General features: G+C 64.7%; 13 protein-coding genes and 1 pseudogene. 9 read left to right on the top strand and 5 right to left on the bottom strand.

The genetic code is table 11. The features are described 5' to 3' along the window. Together R3280_RS12855 and epmB are read right to left on the bottom strand one after the other, a co-directional pair. Positions 1 to 1,034, bottom strand: a pseudogene (locus R3280_RS12855) (GTPase); the annotation flags it as partial. 227 nt (positions 1,035 to 1,261) lie between these two features. Beyond that, complete coding sequence (gene epmB, locus R3280_RS12850; protein WP_318999009.1) at positions 1,262 to 2,296, bottom strand: EF-P beta-lysylation protein EpmB; 1,035 nt, start codon at positions 2,294 to 2,296, stop codon at positions 1,262 to 1,264. 45 nt (positions 2,297 to 2,341) lie between these two features. Between epmB and efp the strand changes: the two genes are divergently transcribed. Continuing rightward, positions 2,342 to 2,914 (top strand): elongation factor P, encoded by a 573-nt coding sequence (efp, locus tag R3280_RS12845; protein ID WP_318999008.1) that lies wholly within the window; start codon positions 2,342 to 2,344, stop codon positions 2,912 to 2,914. Positions 2,915 to 2,919: 5 nt separating this feature from the next. Next, on the top strand, positions 2,920 to 3,903 hold the full coding sequence (gene epmA / locus R3280_RS12840) for an EF-P lysine aminoacylase EpmA (protein WP_318999007.1): 984 nt from the start codon (positions 2,920 to 2,922) through the stop codon (positions 3,901 to 3,903). A 26-nt stretch (positions 3,904 to 3,929) separates the two neighbouring features. Here epmA and asd read toward each other — a convergent pair whose 3' ends face one another. After that, positions 3,930 to 4,793: an archaetidylserine decarboxylase gene (gene asd, locus R3280_RS12835; RefSeq protein ID WP_318999006.1), complete on the bottom strand. Its 864-nt coding sequence runs from the start codon at positions 4,791 to 4,793 to the stop codon at positions 3,930 to 3,932. Positions 4,794 to 5,028: 235 nt separating this feature from the next. On the opposite strand from asd, the gene motA reads away from it, so the two are divergent. Together motA and motB are read left to right on the top strand one after the other, a co-directional pair. Continuing rightward, positions 5,029 to 5,880 (top strand): flagellar motor stator protein MotA, encoded by an 852-nt coding sequence (gene motA / locus R3280_RS12830; RefSeq protein ID WP_318999005.1) that lies wholly within the window; start codon positions 5,029 to 5,031, stop codon positions 5,878 to 5,880. Positions 5,881 to 5,911: 31 nt separating this feature from the next. After that, the gene (motB, locus tag R3280_RS12825; RefSeq protein ID WP_318999004.1) at positions 5,912 to 6,877 is read left to right on the top strand and encodes a flagellar motor protein MotB; all 966 of its coding nucleotides are present in this window, start codon (positions 5,912 to 5,914) and stop codon (positions 6,875 to 6,877) included. A gap of 16 nt (positions 6,878 to 6,893) precedes the next feature. On the opposite strand, the gene rsgA is transcribed toward motB, so the two are convergent. Continuing rightward, positions 6,894 to 7,958 (bottom strand): small ribosomal subunit biogenesis GTPase RsgA, encoded by a 1,065-nt coding sequence (gene rsgA / locus R3280_RS12820; protein WP_318999003.1) that lies wholly within the window; start codon positions 7,956 to 7,958, stop codon positions 6,894 to 6,896. 131 nt (positions 7,959 to 8,089) lie between these two features. Here rsgA and orn point away from each other — a divergent pair, with 131 nt between their 5' ends. Beyond that, positions 8,090 to 8,632 (top strand): oligoribonuclease, encoded by a 543-nt coding sequence (orn, locus tag R3280_RS12815; RefSeq protein WP_318999002.1) that lies wholly within the window; start codon positions 8,090 to 8,092, stop codon positions 8,630 to 8,632. Positions 8,633 to 8,638: 6 nt separating this feature from the next. On the opposite strand, the gene queG is transcribed toward orn, so the two are convergent. Then, entirely contained in the window at positions 8,639 to 9,697 is a 1,059-nt protein-coding gene (gene queG, locus R3280_RS12810) for a tRNA epoxyqueuosine(34) reductase QueG (protein WP_318999001.1), read from the bottom strand. A 121-nt stretch (positions 9,698 to 9,818) separates the two neighbouring features. Here queG and R3280_RS12805 point away from each other — a divergent pair, with 121 nt between their 5' ends. The 4 genes from R3280_RS12805 to mutL all read left to right on the top strand — a co-directional run. Then, positions 9,819 to 11,384, top strand: coding sequence for an NAD(P)H-hydrate dehydratase (locus R3280_RS12805; RefSeq protein ID WP_318999000.1), 1,566 nt, complete (start codon positions 9,819 to 9,821; stop codon positions 11,382 to 11,384). After that, positions 11,385 to 11,894: a tRNA (adenosine(37)-N6)-threonylcarbamoyltransferase complex ATPase subunit type 1 TsaE gene (gene tsaE / locus R3280_RS12800; RefSeq protein WP_318998999.1), complete on the top strand. Its 510-nt coding sequence runs from the start codon at positions 11,385 to 11,387 to the stop codon at positions 11,892 to 11,894. Between the two features lie 18 nt (positions 11,895 to 11,912). Beyond that, complete coding sequence (locus tag R3280_RS12795) at positions 11,913 to 13,280, top strand: N-acetylmuramoyl-L-alanine amidase (RefSeq protein WP_318998998.1); 1,368 nt, start codon at positions 11,913 to 11,915, stop codon at positions 13,278 to 13,280. A gap of 99 nt (positions 13,281 to 13,379) precedes the next feature. Further along, a partial coding sequence (gene mutL, locus R3280_RS12790) for a DNA mismatch repair endonuclease MutL (protein WP_318998997.1) occupies positions 13,380 to 14,608 on the top strand: 1,229 nt, incomplete at its 3' end.

Here is a 14,608-nt window from a genome sequence, read left to right as displayed (position 1 = left end):
TGGGCCGAGGTGAGGCCCACGCAGACGTGCAGGCTGCCCTGGCTGACAATGCGATTGAAGTTGCGCTTGGTGAGGATGCCCAGGGCCTGGCTGAGATGGGTCAGCAGCGTGTCCGTTACCGCGCTGGGCAGCGGGATGCGCCGCCGGTCTTCGGTGTCCGCACGTTCATGGCGGGCCTGGAGGTGTTCGGTAATCCTCTCCGCAAGCTCGGTGGTGTCAAAGCCGAAGCAGTCGTTGCCGGGCGCCGTCTGCATCAGGCTGCGATAAACCGGTGCGGCATCGCGCTCCATATCCACCACGAACAGGCTGCTGGTCAGGTCCGGGCTGCAGTGGACCATGTCGGTCCAGTTCTCGAACAGCTCGTATACCTGCATCAGCTCGTTCTGACGCAGCTGGTTGGGCCGCGAGCAGCCCAGCAGCAGGATACGCTTGTAGGCGTCGCCAACGCTGCTGCTGTTGCGGTGGCTGAGGGTTTCGTCCTCGACGGTCTGGTCGAGCAGCTTGTTGCGATGGGCGAAGCGGTAGATTCGGTGGCACTCCAGCCAGCTACGGGCCGGGCTCGGACAGTAAAGCTGGTGGGCGCGAACAATGGTGGCGCCGAGCTCGCTGATGGCGCGGTGAGAGGCAGTGGCGACAAGTTTTCGGTGCTTGTCCACACCGCCATTGTCCATCAATTCCAGCAGGCAGGTCTTGTAGCCACTGGCCACGTGCAGTTGCAGCGCCTGGGACAGATTGGCCACCTTGCGCTGTTTTTCCGGCAGAGCCACTGCCAGGCCCAGGTAATGGCGGGCCAGCTCATTGCAGACGAAGCGGATACGGGGCCGGATCAGTTCAAGCAACTGAAGCCGCTGTGGCGGCGCGATGAACAGCTGGTTGAGCTCGATGACGGCGTGATAGAGCTGCCTGGAAACCTCGCCGACATTGGCCATTGGCAGGCTGCCGAGCCAGTCACGGAAGGCTTTCGGGGTCGCCTCACAGAACGACAGGCTGGCAATTTTCTGATCGGGAATAGTCAGGTCTGGCTTCAGGTTCATACTGCGCATACAGCTCACGTCGTTGGTTGCGCCGTCGCAAGCGTTGCTCTGCCGGCCGCCCTGGCGCCCGCCGTGGCCTGTTACCGTGAGTCTGCTTAGAACAGCTGAAAACACAGATGTTACAGGTCTTTATATGTAACAGTCTGTTGCACTTTAAAATAGCAAAGTGGTCACAAAAAGCCAGGTTGCCACAACATTCACAATGTTTGACAAAACACCGGTCGGGCTCAGATCAGCAGCGGTGTCTTGCTGGCTTCTCCTGGCAGTTCCCGCACTAGCCTCGGTACCAGAAAACCAGGCAGCCGGGCCAGCAGTTGCCGCACCAGCGCACGGGCCTGGTCGTCGCCGGTGTCAAAATGGTGGGCGCCTGCCACCGGATCGAAGGCATGCAGATAATAGGGCATGACGCCGGCCTCGAACAGGCTCTCGCTCAGCTGCGCCAGGGTGTCGGCGCTGTCGTTGACGCCCCGCAGCACCACGCTCTGATTGAGCAGAGTCACGCCGGCCCCCCGCAGACGGTCGCAGGCCTTGCGAACGGCGCCATCGATCTCATTGGGGTGATTGATATGGAGCACCATGACCTTCTGCAGGGGCGTGGCCTCCAGCCACGCCAGCAACAACTCGTCGACGCGCTGAGGTATGACCACCGGCAGGCGTGTATGCATCCGCAGCCGGCGGATATTGGGCAGCTCCGCCAGGGCCCCGGCCCAGCGCGCCAGCAACCGGTCACTGGCCACCAGTGGATCGCCGCCACTAAAGATGATCTCGTTGATTTCCGGCGCTGCCGCCAGGGTGTCGATCACCTCCGCCCGCTGGGCCGGCGACAGCCGGTGCTCCTGGTAAGGGAAGTGACGGCGGAAACAGTAGCGGCAGTTGATGGCGCACTGACCGGTGACCATCAGCAGGGCGCGGCTCTGGTACTTGCGGATCAGACCGGTCCGCAGGGTGGCGGAGGCCTCCTGCAGCGGGTCACTGACATAGCCGCCCCTGTCCTCGTTTTCCTCTGCCAGGGGCAGGACCTGGCGCAGCAGCGGATCGTCCGGGTCGCCGTGCCGCATCCGTTCCAGGTAAGGCAGCGGAACCCGCACAGGAAACAGCCGGTGGCCCTCCCGGGCACCCCTGAGCCAGCGCAGGGGATCCAGACCAAGCTTCTGCAGCAGCAGTTCGGGGTCGGTGACCGCATCCCTGAGCAGGACCTGCCAGGACGGCTCCGGGTTATCGAGGTTGCGGGCTTCTACCAGGGTGGGGGTTCGCTGTATCATGGCGACTTTCCGACTCTCAACAGCGTAATCTCAGGTGATTTTTTCATGGCTTCATATTCTACCAATGAATTTCGCAGCGGTCTTAAGGTTTTGCTGGACGGCGAACCTTGCGTGATTCTGGAAAACGAATTCGTCAAACCCGGCAAGGGTCAGGCCTTCAACCGGGTGAAACTGCGTAACCTGATGTCGAACCGGGTCTGGGAGCGGACATTCAAGTCAGGCGACACCCTCGAGGCCGCCGACGTGATCGATCAGGATATGGAGTACCTCTACACCGACGGTGAGTTCTGGCACTTCATGATGACCGATGGCTCATTCGAGCAGTACCCCGCCGACGCCCGCGCTGTGGCGGATGTGCTCAAGTGGCTCAAGGAGCAGGACGTGTACACCGTGACCCTGTACAACGGTGCGCCGCTGTCGGTCACGCCCCCGAACTTCGTGGAACTGGAAGTGGTGGACACCGACCCCGGCATGAAGGGTGACACTGCCCAGGGTGGCTCCAAGCCGGCCACCCTGTCCACCGGTGCGGTGGTTAACGTGCCGCTGTTCATCAATATCGGTGATGTACTGAAAGTGGACACCCGCAGCGGCGAATACGTCAACCGGGTCAAGACCTGAGCCGGATGACGGCAGAATTCCAGTCCCACTGGTCGCCAACGGCCTCCCTTGAGGCCCTGAAAAGCCGCGCCGAACAGTCCGCGTTCGTGCGCGGCTTTTTTGCGGGCCGAGGGGTGCTGGAGGTGGAGACCCCGGTGCTGGGACGGCATGGGGTCAGTGACCTCAATCTCGACGGCATCGCCGCCGAGGTGCATGGCGCGCCCGGCTGGTCCGATACCCGGGCCTGGTTGCAGACCTCCCCCGAATACCACATGAAGCGGCTGCTGGCGGCGGGCTCCGGGCCTGTCTTCCAGATCGCCCGGGCCTTCCGGGACGGCGAGCGTGGGCGTCGCCACAACCCGGAATTCTCCCTGCTGGAATGGTACCGGCCCGGCTTCGATGATGACGCTTTGATGGCGGAGGTGGCGGATCTGGTCTGCGGCTGGCTGGGTGTGCCGTGGCCGCAACGGCTGAGCTACCGCCAGGCCTGCCGGCAATTTGCCGGACTGGACCCGTTCGCCATCGGCGGTGGCGAGCTTGCGGCCCGTTGCGAAGTCTGGGTGGGTGCCGATATGGCCGAATCCCTGGGCCGGGACGAATGCCTGGACCTGGTGATGAGCCACGCCGTAGAGCCGGCCCTGCGCGCCGAGCCGCCCACCTTCATTGACCGTTACCCCGCCAGCCAGGCCGCGCTGGCACGCACCTCACGGGAGGATGGGGTGGAAGTGGCCCATCGTTTCGAGCTCTACGTACGCGGCATCGAGCTGTGCAATGGTTACTGGGAGCTAACGGACCCGGCCGAGCAGCGCCGCCGGTTCGAGACGGACAACGCCCTGCGTCGCCAGGCCGGCAAACGCGAGATGGCACCCGATGCCTACCTGCTGGCGGCTCTGGAAGAGGGCCTGCCGGACTGCGCCGGCGTGGCGCTGGGGCTGGACCGTCTGCTGATGCTCAAGCTGGGTCTGGACGACATTGCCCGGGTGATGGCGTTTCCCGTCGAGCGGGCCTGACCGGCGGCTGCTCGCTGCTTCTCCACTCAGACCTTTTCGCAATGACCCAGGGCGTCGCCCAGCCGGACATTACGGGCGGCGTCCATGCCCGGATCCCAGTGCGCCACGCCCTTTGGAAAGACCAGGATCACAGTGGAGCCGAGCCGGAAGCGGCCCATCTCGTCGCCCTTTTCAAAACGGATGGGCTTCTCCAGGGTGTCGTAACGGGTGCCGGTCACCTCACGGCCGCCCGGTGCCACCACGCCGGCCCAGGTGGTCTCCACGCTGCCCACAATCATGGCGCCCACCAGCACCATGGCCATGGGGCCGAACTCGGTGTCGAAGATCGACACCACCCGCTCGTTACGGGCAAACAGGTTGGGCACGTTCTGGGCGGTGACCGGGTTCACCGAGAACAGCTTGCCCGGTATGTGCACCATCTCCCGCAGGGTTCCGGCCACCGGCATATGGATGCGGTGGTAATCCTTGGGTGCCAGATAGATGGTAGCAAACTGACCCTCGGCAAAGGGCTCGGCCCGGGCCACATCGCCACCCAGCAGCTCCAGCAGGCTGAAGGACTGGCCCTTGGCCTGGAAGACGCGGTCGCCGCGGATCTGGCCGAGCTGGCTCATGGCGCCGTCCACCGGGCTGATCACCACGGACTCGCCTTCCGCCAGCGGCCGCACCCCGGGTTTCAGGGCCCGGGTGAAAAAGGCGTTGAAGCTGGGGTAGGCGGTGGGGTCGGGTTCCAGCGCCTCGCTCATGTCGACACCGTAGCGCCGCACAAACCATTTCACCACGCTGTTCTTGACCGTCGGTATGGCCTCGCTGTCGGCGAACTTGCCCGCCAGACGCGTGATGGTGAGCTGGGGGATGACATACTGGCTGAGGACAAACAACTTGTTCAGCATGAACAAAGGATCTCCGGGCACGGCTTCACCGTACAGTGACAAGCCTGCTACAAAATGGGTCAGGACGAGCGCGGCACTTCCTGATAAAGTCCGGGAGTTTAACAAAACCGGGTCCGGGCCATGAAACAATTTGTCGCCTTCGCGGTCTCAGGCCGGGCTTGCTATTATTCCAGAGCCGGTCGCTGGTTCGGCGTTGGCCAGGCAGTATCCATCTGACTAGGGCGTAGTAGATTTCATGGCGTTGATTATTGGTGCAATCATTGTGGTCGCCAGCGTGCTGGGCGGTTATGTCCTTCATGGCGGGCAACTGCTGGTTCTCTGGCAGCCGACTGAAATCCTGATCATCGGTGGTGCCGCGCTGGGCTCCTTCATCATTTCCAACCCGATGCACACCATCAAGGAAGTATTTGGCCGCGGTATGCGGCTGCTTACCGGCTCCCCCTTCAACAAAGCCTTCTATATGGATCTGCTGAGCCTGCTGTACGATGTATTCGACAAGTCCCGCAAGCAGGGGGTGATGTCCATTGAGGAGGACATCGACAATCCCGAGTCCAGCCAGATCTTTACCCGCTATCCCGCCGTCATGAAATCCAAGGAGTTGATGGCCTTTGTCACCGACTACATGCGCATCATCAGCTCCGGCAACATGGCACCCCACGAACTTGAGGGGCTGATGGACAACGAGATAGAGACCCGCAAGCACGAACTGGAGGAGCCCGCCCACGCCGTCAACAAGGTCGCCGATGCGCTGCCTGGCCTGGGTATCGTGGCGGCGGTTCTCGGTATCGTCATCACCATGAGTTTCCTGTCCAGTGGCCCGGAAGTCATCGGGGTCAAGGTGGCGGCGGCGCTGGTGGGTACCTTCCTGGGCATCTGGATGGGTTACGGTTTTGTCGGCCCCACCTCGGTGGCGCTCGAGCACCAGGCCATGTACGAGCTGCGGGCCTACGAGTGTGTCAAGGCCGCCATCGTGGCGACGGTATCGGGGCAGGCGCCGCAGATGGCCATCGAATTCGGCCGCAAGGCGCTTCCCACCGACAAGCGGCCCCTGTTCCAGGAACTCAACGACCACGTCCGGTCCAAGTAACCCGGTCTGAAGGGCCAGAGCGAGTCAGTCTGTGGAAGAACAGCCAATCATCGTCAAGCGGGTCAAGAAGGTAGCCGCCGGTCATCACGGCGGCTCCTGGAAAGTGGCGTTCGCCGATTTCGCCACCGCCATGATGGCCTTCTTCCTGGTGCTCTGGCTCACCACCAACACCACGCCGGAACAGCGCGAGGCCATTGAAGGCTACTTCAAGGACCCGGTGGGCTTTACCGAGGGCGGTTCGCCGAACCCGGTGGACCTGGAAGGCAGCGCCTCGGTGGTGGAAGCGGGCCAGGAGGATATCGCCAGCGAGGAAATCAAGATCGAGGAGCGGCGCATCGAGGAGCTGGCCCAGACCCTGGAGCAGCGCCAGATGCAGGAGCTGTTCCAGGACCTCCAGGAGCAGATCCAGAACAGCGAGACCCTGCAGGAGTTCAAGGACCAGTTGCTGATCGACATCACCGACGAGGGTCTGCGGATCCAGATCGTCGACCGCTCCCAGCGCCCCATGTTCGACAGCGGCCGGGCCCAGCTCAAGTACTACTCCCAGGACATCCTGTTCGAACTGGCCAAGCCCCTGGGGGCGGTGCCCAACAAGCTGAGCATCACCGGCCACACCGACGCCACGCCGTTCAGCGGCCGGCCCGGCTACACCAACTGGGAGCTGTCGGCGGACCGGGCCAACACGGCCCGTAGGGCCCTGGTGGCCGGTGGTGTCCGCGGCGAGCAGATTGCCCGGGTGGTGGGCCTGAGTGACTCGGTGCTGTTCGACCAGGACGACCCCACGGCCCCGGTAAACCGCCGCATCTCCATCATTGTGCTCAACAAGAAGACCATGGATGACATCCAGGGTAAGGCCGGCAGCGGCGCTGGCGACGAGCCCGTGATCGACCTCACCGCACCTACAGAAGCCGAGTCCGAAGCGGCCCGCCAACAGCTGGAGAGCGGCGACTGGCGCCAGAACAAGCCCGAGCCTACCCCCGGCGAGGTCAGCTGGTAGCTGATCCCAGACGCTCCTACTCCACGACCCCCAGGCCCCTGGCCTGCTGTTCCGCCATGTCGTAGAGGATGCGCCGGAAACTCTGCATCCGCGCCGGGCTGATGCGCCCGTCCGCGGCGGCGGCCTCGATGGCGCAGCCGGGCTCGCCCTGGTGCCGGCAATTGCGGAACTTGCAGTGGCCGATCAGCGGCCGTATCTCCCGGAAGCCCTGTTCAATTTCCTGCGGTGTCATGTGCCAGAGGCCGAATTCCCGGATACCCGGAGAGTCGATCAGGTCGCCACCGGTGGCCAGGTGGAAGAGCCTGGCGGTGGTGGTGGTATGGGTGCCCTTGCCGGTGCTTTCCGACAGTCCGCCCACCCGTAGGGACTCGTTGGGTAACAGGGTCTGGATGATGGAGGACTTGCCGACACCGGACTGGCCCACAAACACCGAAGTGCGATCCCGCACCAGGGCCTCGAACTCGGGGTTGTCCTCGGGGGCGCCGGTACCGGGGCGGGCAGCGGTGCGCACCACCGGGTAGTCGAGGGCCTGGTAGCGGGCCAGCAGGGTTTCCAGTTGCTCACGATTGCGGTCGTTGATCAGGTCGCACTTGTTGAGCAGGATCACCGCCGGTATCTCTGTGATTTCCGCCGCCACCAGGTAACGGTCGATCAGGTTGTGGTGGGGCTCCGGCTCCGGCGCGATCACCAGGATGATGTGGTCGATGTTGGCGGCCACCGGCTTGAGCTGGCCAAAATTGTCTGGCCGCTGCAGCAGGCTGGCGCGCTCCTGCCGCGCCACGATCACGCCGGTGTCGTCCGCCGCCGGGCGCCACACCACCCGGTCGCCGGTGACCAGGTTGCCCACGTTGGCGCGGGCGTAGCAGCGCAGCACCTTGCCGGCTCTCTCGCCTTCACGGGCTTCCACGTCAAGCTGCTGGCCAAAGTGAGCGATCACTAGCCCTGCCTGCTCGTCGCCGAGCTCGCTGGCCTCCAGCTGGCGGTCGATGCTGCGCTCCTTGCGGGCTGCCCGCTGGGTGCGCTCGGCCTGGATCTTTTCGATCCGCCATTGCTGTTGCTTGTTCAGTCGCCGTTTAGCCATATCACAGGTTCATCGTTTCAGTCGTCCAGTTCCCGGGTGCTGTCGTGTAACATCATACGGGATTCCATCGGGCGCGCCTAAGCGGCGGCGCCCTTAACGGGTTTCCATTGCCAACAACGGGGAGTACAAGCATGGCAGCAAGCGAGCGCCTGGTCTGGATCGACCTGGAGATGACCGGACTGGATCCGGAAAAGGAACGCATCATCGAGATGGCCACCCTGGTCACCGATTCTGACCTGAATCTGGTGGCCGAGGGTCCGGTGATTGCGGTGCATCAGCCCGACAGCCTGCTGGACGCCATGGATGAGTGGTGCACCCGCACCCACGGTGAAAGCGGCCTGACCCGACGGGTTCGTGAGAGCCGGATAACGGAGGCCGAGGCCGAGCAGCAGACCCTGGAATTTCTCCGCCAGCACCTGGAGCCGGGTCAGTCCCCGCTCTGCGGCAACAGCATCGGCCAGGACCGGCGCTTCCTGGTGAAGTACATGCCGGAGCTGGAGGCCTTCTTTCACTACCGCAACCTCGATGTGTCCACCATCAAGGAACTGGCTCGGCGTTGGCGGCCGGACGTCATCAGCGGGATCAAAAAGAAGGGCAGCCACCTGGCGCTGGACGATATCCGTGACTCCATCGATGAGCTGCGTCACTACCGGGAGCACTTCTTCCGCCTGTAAGGATTGTCAGGCAGCAATGCCGTGGCGCTGCAGCGCCCAGTGGACATGTTCGCGTACCAGTTCGGAGGGGTGGTCGGCGCGCTGACGCAGGGCCTCCACCACCGGGATGGTGGTGGGTGCGTTGCCCAGGCCCACCGCCAGGTTGCGCAGCCAGCCCTCGTAGCCGGTGCGGCGGATCGCAGAACCTTCGGTGCGCTTGAGGAATTCCTCCTCACTCCACAGGAACAGGCGGGCCAGTTCGCTGTTATCCAGGCCGTGCCGGGGCTGGAAATCGTCCTCAGCCGATGGCCTGCTGAACTTGTTCCAGGGGCAGACCAGCTGGCAGTCGTCACAGCCAAACACCCGGTTGCCCATCAGCGGCCGCAGCTCTTCGGGACTGCTGCCCTTGAGCTCGATCGTGAGGTAACTGATGCAGCGGCGGGCGTCCAGAGTCCTCGGTGTGGGAAAAGCGTTGGTAGGGCACAGGTCCAGACAGGCGCTGCAGCTGCCACAGTGATCCTGGGTGTAGGGCTCATCCAGCGGCAGGGGCGCGCTGGTGAAGATCTCGCCCAGGAAGAAGAAGGAGCCCGCCTTGCGGTTCAGCAGCATGGTGTTCTTGCCGATCCAGCCCAGGCCGGCGCGTTGCGCCAGGGCCCGCTCCAGCACCGGGGCGCTGTCGACGAAGGCGCGGTAGTCATAGCCCGCGACCGCGGCATCGATTTTCTTGGCAAGCATGGCCAGGCGTTTGCGCATCAGTTTGTGGTAGTCCCGGCCCAGGGTATAGCGGGAGATGTAGGCCTTCTGATTCTGCGCGAGGGTGGCCCGCGGGTTGTCGGGGGAGGGCAGGTAGTCCATCCGCAGAGAGATGACCCGAAGGGTGCCGGGCACCAGTTCGGTGGGCTGGTGGCGCTTGCTGCCATGGTCGGCCATGTAGGCCATCTCGCCGTGCATGCCCTCCGCCAGCCAGTGCCTGAGACGGTCGGCGTGGGGGCCGGTGTCGGGCTCGGTGACGCCCATGTCACCAAAGCCCAGGTCGGAGGCCCAGAGCCGGATCTGCTCCCGCAGTTGAGACAGGTCTTGGGTCATGACCGACCCCTAAGCCAGATTACCATTGATTAAGTTATGACCTTTCGCCCGATTTTGCTACTCTTTACAGACATCTGGCGAAACTAGTTAAACCCGATTCTGTACCGAGGCCCTGGTTGACATGTCCGCGACACGAGCCACAAGTCTAACAAATTCCCAGAACACCTTGTTGTATTCCGCCGAATCGGTGCGGGCGATTGACCAGTATGTTATCGAAAATCAGGGGGTTGAAGGGTTCGAGCTGATGCAGCGGGCAGCCGCGGCGGCCTTCCGGCAACTGGTGCGGGAGTGGCCCCAGGCCTCCCCGCTGCTGGTGCTCTGTGGCGGCGGCAACAACGGCGGCGATGGCTATCTGGTGGCCGCCGCCGCTCGCCGTCACGGCCTCCGGGTACGCTGCGTGGCCGTCAAGGACCCTGCCAAGCTGAAAGGTGATGCGGCCAGCGCCTACCAGAAGGCCAAATCCGACGGCGTCAGTATCGATCACTGGGATCAGCTGGATGACGGCGACCGCAAGGCGCTGTTTGGCAGCGCCGGCCTGATCGTGGACGCCATGCTGGGAACCGGGGTCAAGGGCGCTCCCCGCGAGCCCGTTGCCACCATCATCGAAGCCTGCAATGAAGCCAGTGCGCCGGTGCTGGCGGTGGACATTCCGTCGGGTCTTGACGCCACCACCGGCGTCACCGAGGGCGCTGCCATCCATGCCGCGGTCACGGTCACCTTTATTGCCCTCAAGAGTGGTCTGTTTCTGGGGCAGGGGCCGGAGTGCGCCGGCCGGGTGGATTTCGAGGCACTGGATCTGGCGGTGGAGGCCAGTGTGCACGGCCAGACCCCCAACGCTCTGCGGTTCGACTGGTCCGGTCTGCGCCGTCAGTTGCCACGGCGGCCGGTCACCGCCCACAAAGGCCGCTTTGGCCACCTCTTGGTGGTGGCCGGTGACCATGGCTTTGGTGGCGCCGGGCTGATGGCCGCAGAGGCGGCGGCCCGCTGCGGCGCCGGCCTGGTGACCCTGGCTACCCGGCCCGAGCACGTGACGGCGGCGCTGACCCGCTGCCCGTCACTGATGGTGCGTGGTATCGGCCATGGCAGTGAGCTGGCGGAACTGATCGAGGCCGCGGATATTCTTGTCTGCGGCCCTGGCCTTGGCCAGCACGCCTGGGGCCAGCAGATGCTGCAGCAGGTGCTGAAGTCCGGCAGGCCCCGGGTGCTGGATGCGGACGCCCTTAACCTGATGGCAAAGCAGGAGCCGGTCGAATTTGACCAGCAGGTATTGACCCCGCACCCGGGTGAAGCCGCCCGGCTGCTTCAGTGCTCGGTAAAAGACATAGAGGCGGACCGCCTGGACGCGGCCACTTCGCTGCAGCGCAAATACGGCGGGGTAACGCTTCTGAAAGGAGCCGGCACAGTGGTGGCCGACGGCCAGTCCGGGCCCTGGGTACTGGATGGCGGCAACCCTGGTATGGCCACCGGCGGCATGGGCGACATTCTGTCCGGCATGATTGGCGCGCTTATGGGCCAGGGCCTGGCGCCGATGGACGCTGCCCGCATGGCGGCGGGCCTGCATCTGGCGGCGGCCAATCTGGCGTCGCGCCACTGGGGTTACATGGGCCTGCTGCCCATGGACGTGCTGGCGGTGGTGCCCCGCCTGCTGGCGGTGGCTGAGGGACTGGTGGATGGCGGAGAGCTTTGAGTGACTGACGTGGCGGCGGCCACCTCACGCTGGTTCCTGGCGGCGGAGGCGGATACCGAGGCCTTTGGCCGATCGCTGGCGCAGGCGCTGCGACAGCAGCAGGACGGCATGCTGGTATTTCTGCGGGGTGACCTGGGCATGGGAAAGACCACCCTGAGCCGCGGCCTTATTCGGGGCCTGGGGCACCAGGGCGCCGTCAAGAGCCCGACCTTCACCCTGGTGGAGCCCTACGAGCACCTGGTACCGCAGGTCTACCATTTTGACCTGTACCGGCTCGGGGACCCGGAGGAGCTGGAGTACATGGGCATCCGGGACTATCTGCAGCCAGGCCAGATCTGCCTGGTGGAATGGCCGGAGCGGGGCCGGGGCGTCCTGCCGGAGCCGGACCTGGTGATTGAATTGAAGGCACAGGCGCAGGGCAGGTCCATCCGCCTTGCGGCTGGCACTGAGCGGGGGCTGCCCCCGCTTCAGGAGCTGCGGCAGGCAATGCCGCGGCAGACGGAAGAATGAACCGGTGGTGGAACAACCATGAGCAAGCAACCAAGACATAGTCACAACCTGGGCCAGCGGACGGTCTGCCTGCTGCTGCTTTGGCTGGTGGCCACCTGGAGCAGCGCCGCCACGGTCATCCAGGGCGCGCGAATCTGGCCGGCGCCGGACCACACCCGTCTGGTGCTGGAAACCGGTGGTGATGTCAGCCACAGTATTTTCACCCTGCAGAATCCCGCCCGGCTGGTCATCGATATCAAGAACACTGCCCTGAAGGCGAACTTCAGTCAGCTGGACCTGAGCGGCAGCCCCATCCGCCGTATCCGCAGCGCGCCCCGCAACGGCACCGACCTGCGGGTGGTGCTGGACCTGGAAAAAGACATCAAACCGCGAAGTTTCCAGCTCGAGCCGAACCAGCAGTATGGCCACCGGCTGGTGGTGGATCTGATCCAGGAAGGCGGGCGCAAGCAGGTTGAGCCCGCCCAGCCGGTGCTGCAGGATAACTCGGACAGCAAGCGGGATATCGTGGTGGTGATCGATGCCGGTCACGGCGGCGAGGACCCGGGCGCCATCGGCCCCAAGGGCACCCGCGAAAAGGACGTGGTGCTGAGCATGGCGCGCACCCTGGCCGCCATGGTGGAGCGTCAGCCCGGCTACACCGCCCGCATGACCCGCACCGGCGATTACTACATCGATCTGCGCAGCCGCACCCTGCTGGCCCGCAAGCACAACGCGGACCTGTTTGTCTCGGTGCACGCCGACGCCTTCCGTTCGCCCCAGCCCAGCGGCGCCTCGGTGTTCGCGCTGTCCCAGCGTGGCGCCACCAGCGAGACCGCGCGCTGGCTGGCCCGCAGCGAGAACCGCTCCGACCTGATCGGCGGTGTTGGCGGCGTGTCCCTAGACGACAAGAACGACGTCCTGGCCGGTGTGCTGCTGGACCTCTCCATGACCGCCAGCATCAACGCCAGTGTCGGTGTCGGTGATTACGTGCTGCGCAGGCTCGATCGCGTGACCAAGCTGCACAAGCCGGGGGTGGAGCAGGCGGCCTTCGCTGTGCTTAAATCCCCGGACATTCCCTCGATCCTGGTGGAAGCGGGCTTTATCTCCAATCCCGGTGAGGAGCGCAATCTGCGCACCGATGCCTACCAGCGCAAGATCGCCCAGGCCGTGTTCGAGGGCATCGACGCCTATTTCCAGAACACCCCGCCGCCGGGCACCCTGCTGGCCTACCAGAAGCGCCAGGGTGGCCAGGGCTTTACCGGTAACGAATACCGTATCCAGCGGGGCGACACCCTCTCCGGCGTCGCCCGCAAGACCCAGACCACCGTCAGCGAGCTCATGCGTTACAACGGCCTCAGTGACGATCAGGTCCTGGTGGGCCAGACCCTTCGCATTCCGGCATCCTGAATCGGCTCGGCGGGGTGAGGCCGCCGGTCCGGTTCTGATATGATCGCGTTTTGACTGTCCGGCTCATCAGCCGCAAACGCGAGAGGCCCCGCACCGCCCATGCCATCCATCAAGCTGCTGTCCCCCCGCCTTGCCAACCAGATCGCTGCCGGTGAAGTGGTGGAGCGGCCTGCCTCAGTGGTCAAGGAACTGGTGGAGAACGCCCTGGACGCCGGCGCCGGCCGGGTGGATGTGGAGGTGGAGCAGGGCGGCGTCAAGCTGATCCGGGTTCGTGACGACGGCTCCGGCATCGAGGAGGCCGATCTGCCCCTGGCCCTGAGCCGTCATGCCACCAGCAAGATTGTCAGTCTCGAGGATCTGGAGGCGGTGGCCTCCCTGGGTTTTCGCGGCGAGGCCCTGGCCAGTATCAGTTCGGTGTCGCGGCTGGCCCTGACTTCCCGTACCGCCGACATGGAAGCCGCCAGCCGGGTTGAGGTGGAAGGCCGTGACATGGACGCGCGGGTGTCGCCGGCCGCCCACCCGGTGGGCACTACGGTGGAAGTGCGGGACCTGTTCTTCAATACGCCGGCCCGGCGCAAGTTCCTGCGCACCGAGAAGACCGAATTCAATCACGTCGAGGAATGCCTGCGGCGCCAGGCCCTGAGCCGCTTCGACACCGGGTTCACCCTGCGTCACAACCAGAAGGTGGTGCAGAGCCTGCGGCCGGCGGAGTCGCCCCTGGACCGGGAGCGGCGCATCGGTGCGCTCTGTGGCCAGACCTTCATCGACAACGCCGTGGTGATCGACGCCGAAGCCACCGGCTTGCGCCTGTGGGGCTGGGTCGCGCTGCCCACCTTCAGCCGCAGCCAGGCGGACCTGCAGTACTTTTTCGTCAACGGCCGGGTGATCCGTGACCGACTGGTGGCCCACGCGGTGCGCCAGGCCTACCGCGATGTACTCTACAACAACCGGCATCCGGCCTTTGTGCTCTACCTCGAGGTGGACCCGGCCACGGTGGACGTCAACGTGCACCCTACCAAGCACGAGGTGCGTTTCCGGGACGGTCGCCTGGTGCACGACTTCATCTTCCGGACCCTGCACCGGACGCTGGCGGAGGTGAAGCCCGACGATCACCTGCGTGGCGCCGTAGCCCAGTCCCTGGACCGGGAAGTGGCGGTGGCCGGCGGCAACGGTGGTCCGCAAGCCTGGAGCCGGCCGGGCATGCCCAGCCAGAGCCCCACCGCCGGCCTGTTTGGTCAGCCCGCCAATAGCGGCGCCTCGGGTTTCGGTGCCGCGCCGCCGCGGCATGACTGGCAGGCCCGCGACCAGGTGGCGCTGTACGACTCGCT

Source organism: Marinobacter sp. (assembly GCF_033722195.1).
Classification (GTDB): Bacteria; Pseudomonadota; Gammaproteobacteria; order Pseudomonadales; family Oleiphilaceae; genus Marinobacter.
This window is presented reverse-complemented; position numbering and strand designations above follow the sequence as displayed.